This window comes from Microbispora bryophytorum (assembly GCF_006874465.1).
Lineage (GTDB): Bacteria > Actinomycetota > Actinomycetes > Streptosporangiales > Streptosporangiaceae > Microbispora > Microbispora bryophytorum.
Map to the genome: position 1 here is coordinate 11,891 of NZ_VIRL01000010.1, position 14,542 is coordinate 26,432.

The window sequence follows — 14,542 nt, forward strand, 5'->3', positions numbered from 1 at the left end:
TTCCCGCCAAGCCCCGGGCGCGGACACTGGAGTTATGGGCGAGCCGACCAGAGTCCTTCTCGACGAGTCCCGGATCCCCCGGAACTGGTACAACGTCGTCCCCGATCTGCCCGCGCCTCCCCCGCCGGTGCTCCACCCGGCGACGCTGCAGCCGGTCGGCCCCGACGACCTCGCCCCGCTCTTCCCGGCGGCGCTGATCGAGCAGGAGGTGTCGGGTGAGCGGTTCGTCCCGATCCCTGACGGCGTCCTCGACGTCTATCGCCTCTGGCGGCCCACACCCCTCATCCGCGCCCGGCGCCTTGAGCTCGCGCTCGGCACGCCCGCGCGGATCTACTACAAGTACGAGGGCGGCAGCCCGTCGGGCTCGCACAAGCCCAACACGGCGGCCCCCCAGGCGTACTACAACGCGCGGGAGGGCGTCCGGAGGCTGACCACCGAGACCGGTGCGGGCCAGTGGGGCTCCGCCCTGGCGTTCGCCTGCGTACAGTACGGCCTGGCCTGCGAGATCTGGATGGTCAGGGCGTCGTACGAGCAGAAGCCGTACCGCCGCACACTGATGAAGATCTACGGCGCGACCCTGCACGCCAGCCCGTCGGCGGTGACCACGGCGGGCAGCAGGATCCTGGCGCAGGATCCCCACTGCACGGGGTCGCTGGGCATCGCGATCAGCGAGGCGGTCGAGGTCGCCGGGCAGCACGACGACACGCGCTACGCCCTCGGCTCGGTGCTCAATCACGTCCTGCTGCACCAGACCGTGATCGGCGAGGAGGCGCTGGAGCAGCTGGCCGTCGTCGGCGAGACGCCGGACGTGGTGATCGGCTGCACCGGCGGCGGCTCCAACTTCGCCGGGCTGGCCTTCCCGTTCCTGCGCGAGAAGCTGGCGGGGCGCATGAACCCCGTGCTGCGGAGTGTCGAGCCCGCCGCCTGCCCGTCCCTGACCCGCGGAGCCTACGCGTACGACTTCGGCGACACGGCGGGGTTCACGCCGCTGATGAAGATGCACACGCTGGGGCATACGTTCGTGCCCGACCCGATCCACGCCGGCGGGCTGCGCTACCACGGCATGTCGCCGTTGCTTTCGCACGTCTACGCGCTGGGCCTGGTGGAGGCCGTGGCCGTCACGCAGACCGAGGCCTTCGACGCGGGGATCCGCTTCGCCAGGAGCGAAGGGATCGTGCCGGCTCCCGAGCCCGCCCACGCGGTGGCCGCGACGATCGCGGAGGCGTTGCGGTGCGCCGAGTCGGGCGAGGAGAAGGTCATCGTGATGTCCCTGTGCGGGCACGGCCACTTCGACCTGCCCGCCTACGAGAGCCGGCTCGCCGACCGCCTGGAGGATTTCACCCTCCCGCAGGAGCGGATCGACGCGGCCCTCGCGCACCTGCCCGCCGTCTGATGGGGCGCATGCCCGCTGATATCCGTTTCGTCCCTTGACCGGCGGGTACGGCTGCGCCACGCGCCGTCATACCGACTGGAGCACTCATGTCAAACGGCTGAAATGCGCGGTATCAGCTCCATACGATTCTGGAACACCATCCGCTCTCTCCGGAGAATTCGTTGAACCGGAACTGCGTCATCAAGGACCCCGCCCCGGGTAACCGGGCGCAGTGGCGCCGCAGCAGCGCCGCGTCCGCGCACGAGCGGCTGGCTTTCCTGAACGAGGCGAGCCGGCGGATCGGCAGCACGCTCGACTTATCCGAGACGAGCCGCGAGCTCGTCGACGTGGCGGTCCCCCGCTTCGCCGACGCGGCGGCCGTCATGGTTCAGGACCGCCTCACGGCGGACGGCGAACTGTCGTCCCGGCCGGTGGACGGGAGCACCCTTGTACGCCGGGTCGCCGTGGCGGTGGCCGGCGCCGATCCGGACGCCTGGATGAAGGCCTTCCCCGTCGGCGAGGCGACGGTCTACCCGGCGATCCTTCCGCAGGCCCAGTGCATGGCCGGCAGCAAACCGCTGATGTATCCCGCGCTCGACAAGGAAAGCGCCCGGCTGATCGGCGCCAGCCTGGACCGGGAGGAGGCGGTCGCCTCGCTCCTGACCGACTCCTCGTTCCTCGCGGTGCCCCTGCGGGCGCGAGGGCGGGTGCTGGGCTGCGCGGTCTTCATCAGGCACCCGGGCAGCCTGGCGTTCGAGGAGCAGGACGTGGTGGTGGCCGAGGACCTGGCCGCCCGCACCGCCCTGTGCATCGACAACGCCCGGCTCTACACCAGGGAGCGCAGGACCGCGCTGACCCTGCAGAGCAGCCTGCTGCCCGTCGAACTGCCGCAGGCGCTCGGCATGGACATCGCCTCGCGCTATCTGCCGGCCAGCGACCTGATGGGTGTCGGGGGCGACTGGTACGACGTGATCGCCCTGCCCGGGTGCCGTACCGCCCTGGTGGTGGGCGACGTCATGGGCCACGGAACCAGGGCCGCGGCGACCATGGGCCAGCTCCGCACGGCCGCGCGGACGCTCGCGAGCCTCGACCTGCCGCCCGACGAGGTGCTGTTCCGGCTCAACCTGATGAGTCAGGACCTCGACCCGAGCCAGATCGCCACGTGCATCTACGCCGTCTACGACCCAGTCACGCGCAACTGCGCGCTCGCCCGTGCCGGGCACGTGCCGCCGATCCTGCTGCACCCCGACCGGTCGACCGAGATCATCGAGCTGCCCTCGGGCCTGCCTCTCGGCATCGGGAGCGACCCGCTGGAGTCGCGCGAGATGGTCCTGCCGGCCGGGAGCGTGCTCGCCCTCTACACCGACGGCCTCGTGGAGAGCAGGGAGCGGGACCTGGACGCGGGGATCATGGGGCTGCGCCGCCTGCTCGCCGGTCCGATCGAGGACCTGGAGGACATGTCCGACGCGATCATCAGCAGCCAGCGGGCGGGCCACGAGCGTGACGACATCGCCCTGATGGTGGCCCGGGTGCGCGATCTCGACCCCGACGAGGTGGCGACCTGCCCGTTGCCGTCCGACCCGCGGTTCGTCTCGCACGCCCGCCGTTTCGTCCGCGGCACGCTGCAGAGGTGGGGGCTGAGCCCCCTGGTGGACAGCACCCAGCTCATCGTGAGCGAACTGGTCACCAACGCGCTCAAACACGGCTGGCCGCCGATCGAGCTGCGCATGCTGCGCGGCCGCACGCTGGTGGTCGAGGTCGTCGACGGCTCCCCTGCCGCTCCCGCCCCGCGCACGGCCGCCCCCGACGAGGACACCGGCCGCGGTCTCCAGCTGATCAAGCGGTTCGCCTACCGCTGGGGCACCCGGCCCACCCCGTACGGGAAGATCGTCTGGGTCGAGCAGCACCTCCCTTGACCCGGGCGTTCACTCCCCTTAGAGCGTGTATGACTGATCGTTGAGAAGAGTTACGGTCGAATGGGGAGTTCGTGGCGAGGAGGGGACATGATCGACATCCGTGACGCGTACCGCAGGGCGCTGGACGGTTTCGGGGACCGCCTCCATCTCGTCCGCCGCGGACAGTGGGAGCTGCCGACCCCTTGTATCGACTGGGACGTCCGGGGGCTCGTCAACCACGTCGTGGCCGAGAACCTGTGGGCCCCCGAGCTGCTGTCCGGCCGTACGGTGGCCGAGGTGGGGGACGCCTTCGAGGGCGACGTGCTCGGCGACGACCCGCTGAAGGCGTTCGAGGCCTCCGCGCAGGGCGCCGTCCAGGCGGTGTACGCCGAGGGCGCCCTCACCAGCGTGACCCACCTGTCCTTCGGCGACGTACCGGGCGAGGAGTACATCACCGAGCTGTTCGCGGACGCGTTGATCCACACCTGGGACCTGGCACGTGCCATCGGCGGGCCGGAACGGCTCGACCCCGAGCTCGTCGCCTCCTGCTCGGAATGGTTCGAAAAGGCGCGGGAGGACTACCGCGAGGCGGGGGTGATCGGGGATGAGCGGGGCGTCCCGGCCGGCGCCGACCAGCAGACTCACTTGCTCACCGCCTGGGGCAGGAACCCATAGGTCCTGCCCCAGGGACCGCCGCACGGTCCTGTCCCGGAGCTGTCCGCACGGTCCTGACTCAGGGCTGACGCACAGCCCCGTCGCAGGGCTGACGCACAGCCCCGTCGCAGGGCTAACGCGCAGCCCCGTCGCAGGGCTAACGCGCAGCCCCGTCGCAGGGCTAACGCCCTGTGGGCCGCCTGCCGTGGTTGGCCTTCTTCTTCTTGCGTGCCTTCGACTTGCGTGCGCGCCTGCCCATCACGACCGCCTTCCGTCGAGTACGGCTTTCGCCCACTGTCCTCCCCCGGACCCCGAGCGGCAAGGGGCAGACCCCCAACTCAACACGTCTCCACGTTCGTGGGGCATAATTTGTTTGAATCTGTTGACAGGAGTGGTGAATGCTGGCCCAGCAACGGCAGCAGGCGATCCTGGAGAGGGTACGCAGAACCGGCGGGGTGCGCGTCGCGCAGCTCGTACGCGACCTCGGGGTCTCGGACATGACCATTCGCCGCGACCTTGAGGTCCTCGCGGAGCGCGGCCTGATCGTCAAGGTGCACGGCGGGGCGACCGCCACCGGCACCGGCTCGACGGAGGAGCCGGGCTTCGCGGCGAAGTCCGTGCGGCAGCAGGCCGAGAAGGAGGCCATCGCCCGCCGGGCCGCCATGCTCGTACGGCCGGGCAGCTCCGTCGCCCTGTCGGCCGGGACCACGACCTGGACACTCGCCCATCACCTGGTGGACGTGCCCGAGCTGACCGTCATCACCAACTCCGTCCAGGTGGCCGACGTCTTCCACCGGGCGGGACGGCCCGACCAGACCGTGGTGCTGGTGGGAGGCGTGCGTACGCCCTCCGACGCGCTGGTCGGCCCGGTGGCCGTGGCGGCCGTCCGCTCCCTGAACGTCGACACGCTCATGCTCGGCGTGCACGGCATGAGCGTCCGGGCCGGTTACACCACGCCGAACCTGCTGGAGGCGGAGACCGACCGCGCCCTCGTCGCGGCCGCCCAGCAGCTCGTGGTCCTGGCCGATCACACCAAGTGGGGGACGATCGGCATCAGCACGATCGCCGCCCTCGATGAGGCCGGCGTGGTCGTGAGCGACGTCGGCCTGCCGGAGGAGGCGCGCACCGCGCTGTCGGAGCACGCCGGCGAGCTCCTCCTCGCCGATCCGTCCGGGGAAACCGAGCTGGAGACCCCGCTGGAGACCGCACTGGAGACCGCACTGTGACGCCGGACCTCTGGAGCGAGCCCGCTGCGCGCCCGGACGCCTGGAAGCCCGCCGCGACCCGGGACACCGCACCGTGAAACTGGAGACCGCTCTGTGAAGCGCACCATCACCCATCTCGCCGACGGCCGTGAGCTGATCTACTTCGACCGGCGCGACGACGCCGACCACAGCGCCATCGATCCCCGGGACCTGCCGCCGCGCCCGCTCGCCTCCGAACTGCGCTACGACCCCCTGATGGACGAGTGGGTGGCCGTCGCCCGGCACCGCCAGACGCGCACCCACTTGCCGTCCGCCGACGAGTGCCCGCTCTGCCCGGGCCATCCCGGCTCGGAGATCCCCTCGCCCTACGAAGTGGCGGTGTTCGAGAACCGCTTCCCGTCGTTCAGCTTCAACACCGGTGCGTACGAGCAGGTGGGCGGGCTGAGCGAGGTGCGGCCGGGGATCGGGCGCTGTGAGGTCGTCTGCTTCACCTCCGACCACAACGCGTCGTTCAGCTCGCTCAGCGACGAGCAGGCCGAACTGGTCGTCGAGGCGTGGGCCGACCGCACGGCCGAGCTGTCCTCGCTGCCCGGTGTGGAGCAGGTCTTCTGCTTCGAGAACCGCGGCGCCGAGATCGGCATCACGCTGCCGCACCCCCACGGGCAGATCTACGCCTATCCGTACGTCACGCCGCGTACGCGGCAGATGCTGGACGCCGCCGGCCGCCATCAGGGCGGCAACCTGTTCGCGGACGTCCTGGCCGCCGAGCGGAAGGGCCCCCGGGTGGTGGCCGCCAACGAGCACTGGACGGCCTTCGTCCCGGCCGCCGCGCGCTACCCGTTCGAGGTGCACGTCTACCCGCACCGTCAGGTGCCCGACATCCCTGCGCTGTCCCCGGAGGAACGGGCCGCCTTCGCGCCGCTCTACACCGAGGTGCTGCGCCGCCTCGACGGGCTGTTCGGCGTCGTCATGCCGTACGTCGCGGCCTGGCACCAGGCCCCGGTCACCTACCGGCGCGACCTCGCCTACCTTCACCTGCAGCTTTTCACGATCCGGCGCGCGCCGGACAAGCTGAAGTATCTGGCCGGGTCGGAGTCGGCCATGGGCGCGTTCGTCAACGATGTGCTGCCCGAGGAGGCCGCCCGGATGCTTCGAGAGGCGATAACGGCTTGATCTCCGGTTGGTTGCGACTTTGGTGGCAGCCACGGTTTCTTTACCACTAGTATCCCTGACACCGGACGTCACAACCGGTACGCCTAATCCCGGGCGCCCTGCCCGGGAGCCGGGGACCCAATCACGCACCTGGGGTCAAGGCAGTAGCCTGCCCGGGCTTCTCCAGCCCGAACCCGTCAGCTAACCCGGTCGGCAGATGGAGAGGAGTGGGCTCTGCCCCGCGCGTTCCCCCTGGCTGTCGGCGTGCTCGCCTCCGCCGTCCTCGTGTTCGGCACGGCCGCGCCCGGCGCCGCCGACCCTAAGCCGACGGAGAAGCAGCTCAAGCAGGAGCTGTCGGACCTGCGGAAGAAGGTCGACCGGCTGATCGGCGACTACAACGCCAAACGCGTCGCCCTCGCCAAGGCCCGCGTGGAGGAGAAGGCGGCACGCGGCCGGCTGGCCAAGGCCGAGGCCGACTACGAAGCCGCCAGCGACGCCGTACGGCAACTCGCCGGGCTGCGCTACCAGACCGAGAGCGCGATGGTGCTGCCCGACATGAACACCGCGGCCCTGAACTACCAGCTCAAAGAGGAACAGGCCGCCAGGCTCGCGCGCTTCGACCAGGTCCGCGGCGAACGGCAGCAGGCCGCGGACGCCGCCAAGACACTGACCGGACACCTGAAGACGCAGGCGGCCGAGGTCGCCGGACAGCGCGAGGACGCCGAGGATCTCATCGACGAGATCAAGGACAAGCTCGACGCGCTGATCCCGATCGCGCCGGGAAAGCGCGCGGGCGGGTCGTGGGCGCCGGAACTGCCCAGTGGCTCCGACAACATCACGCCCCGGATGCAGTTCATGCGCACCGAGGTCGGGCAGCACTTCGCCCTGCGGTTCCCGATCGGCTGCTACCGCGCGGAGAACAGCGGCGAGCACCCCCTCGGGCGCGCATGCGATTTCATGATGAGCTCGGGCGGCGCCATGCCCTCACCCGAGATGAAGGCGCTCGGCGACAGCCTGGCCGCCTGGGCCATCAAGAACGGGCCGAAGCTGGGCGTGATGTACGTGATCTGGCAGCAGCGCATCTACAACCTCGGCCGTCCGGGCTGGCGGACCATGTCCGATCGCGGCGGAATCACCGCCAACCACTACGACCACGTACACATCTCGATGTACTAGAAGGCGTGCCTATTCCATCTGATGTGGTATCCGCATCAGTGGCATAGGCGTTCTCACAGGTCAGGCGCGGCCTTCGGCGTGAACGTCGGGGCCTGGTGATGCCTTGACTGTTGAGCTTCTGACCTTGCGCGCGTCGACGACGCCTACGTCCGCAAGTACGGCAGCCTCGCGAGTGGCGCCACCGGCGACCGCATGCGACAGGCCACCATCCGCATCGACCCGTTCACCGAACTGGTGGCCGCGCCGGTACCACCACCGCCGTCAACGAATGACCCTCCCGGTCCCGTTCGTGCGGTAGCGGGACCGCCCCGGGAAGGACGCGTCATGCTCGCGTGGTGTCGTGAGCATCGATCCGTACCGGACTTGCCTGTCCGGTACGATGAAGGTTAACCGGACGCAAAGGTCCGGATAGATGAGAGGGGTTTGCTCGATGACATTTGCACGCATCAGTGACGCCATCCGCGACGTGGCGTTCGAGCCCCGACTTGACCTTCACGAGGCTCTGGACAAGTACTACGCCCCCGACTACATCCACCGCGGCGACGGACGTGTGCTGGACCGCGCCGGGTTCGCGGACATGGTCGCCGGCATCCGCAGTCGAGTCGTTGAGGGTACGGTGACCGTGCTCGACGAGTTGTACGACGGTTCGCGCTATGCCGAGCGGCACCGCTACACGATGACCTTGACCGACGGGACGATCATCGACCGGGAGATCTACTTTTTCGCGACATTGGCCGAGGACGGTCGCTTCCGCCAGGTGGACGAGGCCGGCTTCGACGTCCGCTGAAAGGAACCCGAGATGCCCGGACCCATCCGACCATGACGGTGAACGTGCCCCGGCGCGCGGACGCGCTGCGCAACCACGAGCGGGTCGTCGCGGCAGCCCGCGAACTGTTCGCAGAGCACGGCCTTGACGTCACGGTGCCCCAGGTGGCCGAGCGGGCTGGGGTCGGGCGGGCGACGGTCTACCGCAGCTTCCCCACCAAGGAGGAGCTGGTGCTCGCGATAGCGCGGGAGAACTTCCGCTCGCTGGAGGACCGTACGCTGGCCGCTCTCGCCGCCGACGACGCCTACCGCGGGTTCGCCGACTATGTGCCGGATCTGCTCGATCGTCTCGCCCGCGACCGCGGCCTCGCGGCGGCGTTCTTCGAGGCCCGCCTGGTGCCTGCCGCGAAACTTGTCGACCTGATCGGCCGGCTGGTCGAGGCGGCGAAGGTATCGGGCCTGATCCGCCAGGACGTCGGCGTCCTCGACGTCCGTGTCGTTCTGTGCGGCGTGGTCCGCCAGCTCATCGTGCTGGACGAACGTGACCCGGCTGTCTGGCGCCGCTACGCGGACATCATCCTCGCCGCCTTCCGTCCCTGACCACGGCCTACGGCCCTGTAACGAATGCTCTGCAACCTTCACCCCGACACCTGAAGCTCGCAGAGGCCAGCATTCGCACAGCTTCATAAAGCCACTCCGCCAGGAGTCCGCAAGCCGTCCACCTGCATGTTCGATCCCGGCAGGTCGGGTCAGGGCACATCGAGGGCGTCTGTGTGCGTGCGGTGCGGCTTAGCCTGTCCGCATGCGACGCTTCAACGACGAAGACCTCACGGGAGCGGAGTTCCGCGAGTGCGACCTGAGTAGGGCGCGGCTGGTCGGTGTGGTCATGCAGGACGTTGAGATCGACGGTTTGGTCACGAACCTGGTGGTCAACGGCGTGGAGGTGATGCCGTACGTCGAGGCGGAGCTCGACCGCCGGCACCCGGTGCGGCTGCTGATCCGTTCCGACGAACCGGCCGACCTGCGCGAGGCCTGGCGACAGCTGCGGAAGGCGTGGGCGACGACTACCGAGCGGGCCGGGTCGATGGCCGAGGGCAGCGAGGATCTCGGCGTCGACGGCGAGTGGTCGATGGTCGAGACTCTGCGTCACCTCGTCTTCGTGCACGACTCGTGGTTTCGGCGCTGCGTGCTCGGGCTGACCGAGCCGTTCACGGCGATGGGACTGGCATCTCCGTTCGTGCCGGATCAGGAGGGGCTGGGGCTGGACAGGTCCGCCCGGCCGAGTCTCGGCGAAGTGTTGAGCGTGCGCGATCGGCAGGCGTCGGAGATTGAGGCGTGGCTGGCCGAGGTCACACCCGAGCAGCTCGCGAAGCCCGCGCCGGTGCCGGACGACGACAGATGGCCCCCGTATGCCAAGGGCCGGCGCGTGCGGCAATGCCTCGGCACTGTGCTCAACGAGGAATGGGAACACCACGGTTTCTGCGTGCGCGACCTGGACAAGCTGTCGCGTCGGGCGGCTCCGTAGGTGTCGTGATGAGGAATCTTCGCCAAGGTCGGGGGTCAGAGCCCGTAGTCGGCGAAGAGGTTCGTCGTCGGCCAGGGGCTGACGGCGTCCGCCGCCTGGTGGAGCAGGAGGTCGATGTCGCCGTAGCCGAGGCCCGAGGGGTCGTCGCGCTGGTTGAAGAGCACCACCCAGCTCAGCCCGTCCCACCGCCGGACCATGAGCGTGGAGGTGCCCGGGAGCGAGCCGTCGTGCCAGGTGTTGAGGCCGCCGGTGACCGGGCGGACGAGCCAGCCGAGCCCGTAGTACCAGCCGTCGGGGTTCACGATGTCGGGCTGGGCGAACGCCTGCGCGATGCTCGACGAGGTGAGCAGGCCGGGAGCGTCGAAGATCGTGGTGAACTTCGCCATGTCGACGGCCGAGGAGAGCCAGCCCCCGTGCGCCGCCATGTTCTCCAGGTTGAAGGCGCCGTACTGGAAGGGCACGAGGTCTCCGGAGGAGTCGAGCACGGTCGTCCCGGTGTACTGCGAGGAGTAGGTCACCTCCGTCGGCTGCCGCAGGCTCTGCGCCGAGCGGCCGAGGACCATGCGCTGGATCCCCACCGGGGAGAGCACGTTCTGGCGGACGTACGTGTCGTAGGGGAGGCCGGTGACCTCCTCGATGACCTTGCCGAGCAGCATGTAGCCGTAGTTCGAGTAGGCGTAGTGCGTGCCGGGGTCGTCGTCGAGCTCGAACTGCGACGTGTAGTCCATGATGTTCGCCTGCGTCACCGGCAGCGGCACCTGGAGCCCGTCCCTGATCGCGAGGTCCCGGAACATCGGATCGAACGACTCGTCGCTGTCCCAGCCGCCGACGTGCTGGAGCAGGTGGAGCACGGTGACGTCGCCGAGGTCGGAGTCGGCGGCGGTGCTGAGCCCCAGCATGGGCGCCACCTGGGCGGACAGGCTGAGACTGCCGTCCTGGACGAGCTTCATGATCGCCGTGGCGGTGACCGGCTTGCTCATGCTCGCCAGACGGAACAGCGAGGTCGGCCCGGCCTGCGGGCTGGTGTTCTCCGTCCAGTTGTAGCCGCGCGCCAGCACCAGCCTGCCCTGACACACCACGGCCAGCGACGCGTACGGGATCGCACGGGCCTGCATGAAGCTCTTGAGCGTGTCGTCGAACGGCTGCAGCGCCGGAGCGCTCTGCCCGGTGACGGTCCATGTGCGGGTCCCCGCGGCCGCGGGACGGGCCTGTACGGCGGTCACCCCCGCCGCGACACCGGCGAGCAGCCGGAGCGAGTCTCTACGGGTCAACATGACAAATTTCCCCCGATCTTGGTCAAAAGACGACGAGGGATGATCATAAGGTCACGAGTTGATCTCTGTCAGGAAATCTCACGCAGTCGAATTGCGAGGATCACGGGCGGCGGCCGGCGCAGCCTTCCACTCGCCGGGAGAAGGGCGGATCGGGTTATCGTCCTTCCATGACGAGTGACCTCGTGATCAGGCCCGCCCCGTGATGGATGGCTTCGTCCGGATCTGGTGCCTGCGCCATGCCGAATCGGAGAACGTCACGGCCGGTGTCGCCGGGGCCGTTCCCGCCGCGCCTCTGACGGGACACGGGCGCGAGCAGGCGGCCGGGGCAGCCGGAATCCTCACCGGCGAGCCGATCGCCGGAATCTATTGCAGCACGGCGCTACGCGCCCGGCAGACCGCGGAGTTCCTCGCCCCCTCGCCGGCCGTCACCATTGTCGAGATGCCCGAGTTGGCCGAGGTCGGCATCGGCAGGTACGAGGGGACGACCGACCCTGCCGTCCACCGGCTGACCGCGGACGTGCTGCGCGCCTGGGTCGTGGACCATGACCTTGAGCGGAAGGTCGCCGACGGTGAAACGGGTCGTGAGGTGGTCGCCCGCATGACCGCGGCGTTAGGGGTGATCACACGAGCGCATCGAGGAGAGACCGTCGCGGTCGTCGGTCACGTCGCCAGCCTTACCGCGGCGCTGGCGGCGCTGTGCCGCCTTGGAGCGGACGTCTGGGGGGCTCCATTACCGCACGCCATACCCTTCGCCGTGGACTTCGACGGCGAAGACTGGCACTGCCCTTCCTGGCCGGGGGCGCGGCCACGGTGGACGATGGACCCGTTCAGGGTGACGACGACGTGAGATTCGAAGACCTACCGGCCGTCCGTACGGACGGCAGTGACATGCGAGACGAATTCAGGATCGAGGAGTCAGGCCGTGGCTGAGCTCGTAGCGGACGTGTTCGTGTCGATGGACGGCTTCGCCGCCGGTGTGGACGTGGGGCCCTTCTTCGGCTATGCGGGTCCCGGCCTCGACGCCTGGATCCGCGAGGCCACCGAGCAGCCGCAGCTGATGCTCATGGGGCGCGTCACCTATGAGGCGCTGGCGGCCATCTCGTCCACGGACGAGGCGAGCACCCGGATGAACGACCTGCCCAAGGCCGTCTTCTCCAACACCCTGCGAGAGCCGCTCGCGTGGAAGAACACCCGGCTCGTACGCGGCGACCTCGCCGAGCGGATCACGGCGCTCAAGCAGGAGTCGGACGTGCCGCTGCGCTCGATCGGCAGCCTCACGCTGGTGAGAAGCCTGATGGAGCTCGGGCTGGTCGACCGGTTCCGGGTGATGGTCTTCCCTCTGACGCTGGGCGGCGACGGCCGGGAGCCCGCCTACGCGGGATACCCCCGGACCGGGCTGGAACTGACCGGAACCAGGGTCCTCGACTCGCGCGTCGTCCTGCTCGAGTACCGACCGGCGAGCTTCAAATGACATGACTTCGCACCGCGACTCGGGGCAGGATGCCGGGATGACCGACACACGTATCGATCCCCCTGTCACCGCGGGCGAGCGCGCGATGCTGCGCGCCTGGCTCGACTACCACCGCCAGACCCTCGCGGCGAAGTGTGCGGGCCTCACGGAGGAGCAGCTGCGGCTGCGCTCGGTGCCACCCTCCAGCATGTCGCTGCTCGGCCTCGTACGGCACATGGCCGACGTCGAGCGCGCCTGGTTCCGGCGCCGGCTGAACGGCGAGGACCTCGGCGGCATCTACTACAGCGACGACGACCCGGACGGCGAGTTCGACAACGTGGACACCGCCTCCGCCGAGGAGGCCTTCGCGACCTGGCACGCGGAGATCGAGCACGCGCGGGCGGCCGAGGAGGCCTGCGCCGACCTGGACGCGATGACGAAGACGGACCGCCAGGGAGTGCACTACTCGCTGCGCTGGATCATGTGCCACATGGTCGAGGAGTACGCCCGCCACAACGGCCACGCCGATCTGCTGCGCGAGCGCATCGACGGCGCGACCGGCGAATAGCCCCCGGCCCGACGGGGCTCAGCCGGACAGACGGACCGGGTTGACGAGGTCGGCGTAGATGAGAAGGCCGCCCATGACGACCAGCAGGGCCGCCATGACGTACGTCAGCGGGAGCGCCTTGGCCACGTCCACGTGACCGGGGACGGGCCGGCGGCGCACCCGTGCGAAGACCCGCTTGACGCCCTCCCACAGTCCGCCGGCGATGTGACCGCCGTCCAGCGGCAGCAGCGGGATCAGGTTGAACATGCCCACCGCGAGGTTCAGCGCGGCCAGCAGGTTGATGAAGATCTGGATCTTGTTTTCGACCGGGAGGTCCGAGGCGGCGATCTCGCCGCCGATGCGACCCGCCCCGACGATGCCGATCGGCCCGTTGGGGTCGCGCTTCTCGCCCGAGAACGCGGCGTTCCACACGCCGACCATCTTCTTGGGGATGTTGACCATCGCGACGGCGGTGCGCTCGGTCAGGTCCCACATCTGCGCGACGACGTAGCCGGGGCCCTTCTTCTCGACGACGGTGGCCGGGCTCACGCCCAGGAAGCCGACGTTCTTGTCGATCTTGTCCGGGTCGGTCAGCGAGGGCATGTCCTGCGCGATCAGGTCGACGCTCACGTCGGTGCGCTGCCCGCCCCGCTCGATGCCGAGCGTGGTCACCCCCGCGCCGCGCTCCCGGATCAGCCGCTGAGCGTTCTCCCAGTCCTTCACCGGCGTGCCGCCGATGGCGACGATGTGGTCGCCGGGCCGCAGACCGGCCTTGGCGGCGGGCGTCAGTGGGTCGCTGTCCCGGCAGTCGCGGTGCTCCGCCTCGGCGGCGGGGATGGCGCACTTGGACACCGAGGACACGACCGGCGTCAGCTCGCGGACGCCGAAGCCCATCATCACGACCGCGAACAGCACGAACGCGAGCACGAAGTTCATCGCCGGGCCGCCGGTCATGATGATGACCTTCTGCCACCAGGGCTTGCGGTAGAAGACCCGGCCCTCGTCGCCCGGCCGGATCTCCTCCGAGGCGACCGCCCGCGCGTTCTCGATGAGGCCCTGCCAGGGGCCGGTGGAGACGCTGCGCAGCCTGCCCGGCTCGTCGGAGGCCCGCGGGGGAAGCATGCCGATCATGCGGATGTAGCCACCGAGCGGGACCCACTTCACGCCGTACTCGGTCTCGCCCCGCCTGCGTGACCACATCGTGGGCCCGAAGCCGACCATGTATTGGGTCACGCGGACGCCGAAGAGCTTGGCGGGCACGAGGTGCCCGATCTCATGAAGCGCGATCGAGAGCAACAGGCCCACGAAGACGATCCCGAATCCGGCCACGATGAGCCAGCTCATCAGCGCGTACCCCCGAGGTGGAGAAAGTGCCCTGGCAGACGAAGCACCTTTCGAGCGTAGCCCACCCGCGTGAGCGCGAAGGCTTTTCCGGCGTGGCTTCGGCTTGCCCATGTGTGACCGATTGGGGACACTTCGTTGACAGTACGCAATTGGTCGATCACCCTTTGAGAGACGTCCAGTGAG

15 protein-coding genes and 1 riboswitch are annotated in these 14,542 nt (G+C 69.3%); of the genes, 12 read left to right on the plus strand and 3 right to left on the minus strand.

Translation table 11 applies throughout. The features are described 5' to 3' along the window. The first annotated feature begins 34 nt into the window (after positions 1-34). The 3 genes from FLX07_RS18885 (at position 35) to FLX07_RS18895 (ending at position 3,942) form a co-directional block, all read left to right on the plus strand. Positions 35-1,393, plus strand: coding sequence for a TrpB-like pyridoxal phosphate-dependent enzyme (locus FLX07_RS18885; protein ID WP_142572137.1), 1,359 nt, complete (start codon positions 35-37; stop codon positions 1,391-1,393). 161 nt (positions 1,394-1,554) lie between these two features. Continuing rightward, positions 1,555-3,288, plus strand: a complete 1,734-nt coding sequence (locus tag FLX07_RS18890; RefSeq protein WP_142572138.1) for an ATP-binding SpoIIE family protein phosphatase — start codon at positions 1,555-1,557, stop codon at positions 3,286-3,288. Between the two features lie 87 nt (positions 3,289-3,375). Next, positions 3,376-3,942 carry a TIGR03086 family metal-binding protein gene (locus FLX07_RS18895; RefSeq protein WP_142572139.1) on the plus strand — a complete coding sequence of 189 codons (567 nt, stop codon included), beginning with the start codon at positions 3,376-3,378 and terminating at the stop codon, positions 3,940-3,942. Positions 3,943-4,102: 160 nt separating this feature from the next. Here FLX07_RS18895 and FLX07_RS38980 read toward each other — a convergent pair whose 3' ends face one another. Further along, positions 4,103-4,426: a 50S ribosomal protein bL37 gene (locus FLX07_RS38980; protein WP_464466940.1), complete on the minus strand. Its 324-nt coding sequence runs from the start codon at positions 4,424-4,426 to the stop codon at positions 4,103-4,105. Here FLX07_RS38980 and FLX07_RS18900 point away from each other — a divergent pair. The 6 genes from FLX07_RS18900 to FLX07_RS18925 all read left to right on the plus strand — a co-directional run bounded on the left by FLX07_RS18900 (position 4,320) and on the right by FLX07_RS18925 (position 9,744). Beyond that, entirely contained in the window at positions 4,320-5,147 is an 828-nt protein-coding gene (locus FLX07_RS18900; RefSeq protein WP_142572140.1) for a DeoR/GlpR family DNA-binding transcription regulator, read from the plus strand. The two genes, FLX07_RS38980 and FLX07_RS18900, sit on opposite strands and share 107 nt — an antisense overlap. A 93-nt stretch (positions 5,148-5,240) precedes the next feature. After that, complete coding sequence (gene galT, locus FLX07_RS18905; protein WP_142572141.1) at positions 5,241-6,299, plus strand: galactose-1-phosphate uridylyltransferase; 1,059 nt, start codon at positions 5,241-5,243, stop codon at positions 6,297-6,299. 70 nt (positions 6,300-6,369) lie between these two features. Further along, a riboswitch (cyclic di-AMP (ydaO/yuaA leader) is annotated at positions 6,370-6,508 on the plus strand. Between the two features lie 34 nt (positions 6,509-6,542). Next, positions 6,543-7,454: a coiled-coil domain-containing protein gene (locus FLX07_RS18910; protein WP_229689738.1), complete on the plus strand. Its 912-nt coding sequence runs from the start codon at positions 6,543-6,545 to the stop codon at positions 7,452-7,454. Between the two features lie 430 nt (positions 7,455-7,884). Beyond that, positions 7,885-8,241 carry a nuclear transport factor 2 family protein gene (locus FLX07_RS18915; RefSeq protein ID WP_142572143.1) on the plus strand — a complete coding sequence of 119 codons (357 nt, stop codon included), beginning with the start codon at positions 7,885-7,887 and terminating at the stop codon, positions 8,239-8,241. Between the two features lie 32 nt (positions 8,242-8,273). Then, positions 8,274-8,819: a TetR/AcrR family transcriptional regulator gene (locus FLX07_RS18920; RefSeq protein WP_142572144.1), complete on the plus strand. Its 546-nt coding sequence runs from the start codon at positions 8,274-8,276 to the stop codon at positions 8,817-8,819. Between the two features lie 202 nt (positions 8,820-9,021). Further along, on the plus strand, positions 9,022-9,744 hold the full coding sequence (locus tag FLX07_RS18925) for a DinB family protein (protein ID WP_142572145.1): 723 nt from the start codon (positions 9,022-9,024) through the stop codon (positions 9,742-9,744). 35 nt (positions 9,745-9,779) lie between these two features. Here FLX07_RS18925 and FLX07_RS18930 read toward each other — a convergent pair whose 3' ends face one another. After that, positions 9,780-11,018: a serine hydrolase domain-containing protein gene (locus FLX07_RS18930; RefSeq protein ID WP_142572146.1), complete on the minus strand. Its 1,239-nt coding sequence runs from the start codon at positions 11,016-11,018 to the stop codon at positions 9,780-9,782. A gap of 202 nt (positions 11,019-11,220) precedes the next feature. Here FLX07_RS18930 and FLX07_RS18935 point away from each other — a divergent pair, with 202 nt between their 5' ends. The 3 genes from FLX07_RS18935 (at position 11,221) to FLX07_RS18945 (ending at position 13,036) form a co-directional block, all read left to right on the plus strand. Beyond that, the gene (locus FLX07_RS18935) at positions 11,221-11,865 is read left to right on the plus strand and encodes a histidine phosphatase family protein (protein WP_142572147.1); all 645 of its coding nucleotides are present in this window, start codon (positions 11,221-11,223) and stop codon (positions 11,863-11,865) included. Between the two features lie 75 nt (positions 11,866-11,940). After that, on the plus strand, positions 11,941-12,489 hold the full coding sequence (locus tag FLX07_RS18940; RefSeq protein ID WP_142572148.1) for a dihydrofolate reductase family protein: 549 nt from the start codon (positions 11,941-11,943) through the stop codon (positions 12,487-12,489). Positions 12,490-12,526: 37 nt separating this feature from the next. Next, positions 12,527-13,036 carry a DinB family protein gene (locus tag FLX07_RS18945; RefSeq protein ID WP_142572149.1) on the plus strand — a complete coding sequence of 170 codons (510 nt, stop codon included), beginning with the start codon at positions 12,527-12,529 and terminating at the stop codon, positions 13,034-13,036. An 18-nt stretch (positions 13,037-13,054) separates the two neighbouring features. On the opposite strand, the gene FLX07_RS18950 is transcribed toward FLX07_RS18945, so the two are convergent. After that, positions 13,055-14,359, minus strand: coding sequence for a M50 family metallopeptidase (locus tag FLX07_RS18950; protein ID WP_142572150.1), 1,305 nt, complete (start codon positions 14,357-14,359; stop codon positions 13,055-13,057). Positions 14,360-14,542 lie beyond the last annotated feature (183 nt).

Coding starts and splice junctions, on each gene's coding strand:
- FLX07_RS18915 (WP_142572143.1), top strand. CDS start 7,885: ATGACATTTGCACGCATCAGTGACGCCATCCGCGACGTGGCGTTCGAG.
- FLX07_RS18885 (WP_142572137.1), top strand. CDS start 35: ATGGGCGAGCCGACCAGAGTCCTTCTCGACGAGTCCCGGATCCCCCGG.
- FLX07_RS18945 (WP_142572149.1), top strand. CDS start 12,527: ATGACCGACACACGTATCGATCCCCCTGTCACCGCGGGCGAGCGCGCG.
- FLX07_RS18900 (WP_142572140.1), top strand. CDS start 4,320: ATGCTGGCCCAGCAACGGCAGCAGGCGATCCTGGAGAGGGTACGCAGA.
- FLX07_RS18925 (WP_142572145.1), top strand. CDS start 9,022: ATGCGACGCTTCAACGACGAAGACCTCACGGGAGCGGAGTTCCGCGAG.
- FLX07_RS18935 (WP_142572147.1), top strand. CDS start 11,221: ATGGATGGCTTCGTCCGGATCTGGTGCCTGCGCCATGCCGAATCGGAG.
- FLX07_RS18920 (WP_142572144.1), top strand. CDS start 8,274: ATGACGGTGAACGTGCCCCGGCGCGCGGACGCGCTGCGCAACCACGAG.
- FLX07_RS38980 (WP_464466940.1), bottom strand. CDS start 4,426: ATGGTCATGTCCGAGACCCCGAGGTCGCGTACGAGCTGCGCGACGCGC.
- FLX07_RS18950 (WP_142572150.1), bottom strand. CDS start 14,359: ATGAGCTGGCTCATCGTGGCCGGATTCGGGATCGTCTTCGTGGGCCTG.
- FLX07_RS18895 (WP_142572139.1), top strand. CDS start 3,376: ATGATCGACATCCGTGACGCGTACCGCAGGGCGCTGGACGGTTTCGGG.
- FLX07_RS18930 (WP_142572146.1), bottom strand. CDS start 11,018: ATGTTGACCCGTAGAGACTCGCTCCGGCTGCTCGCCGGTGTCGCGGCG.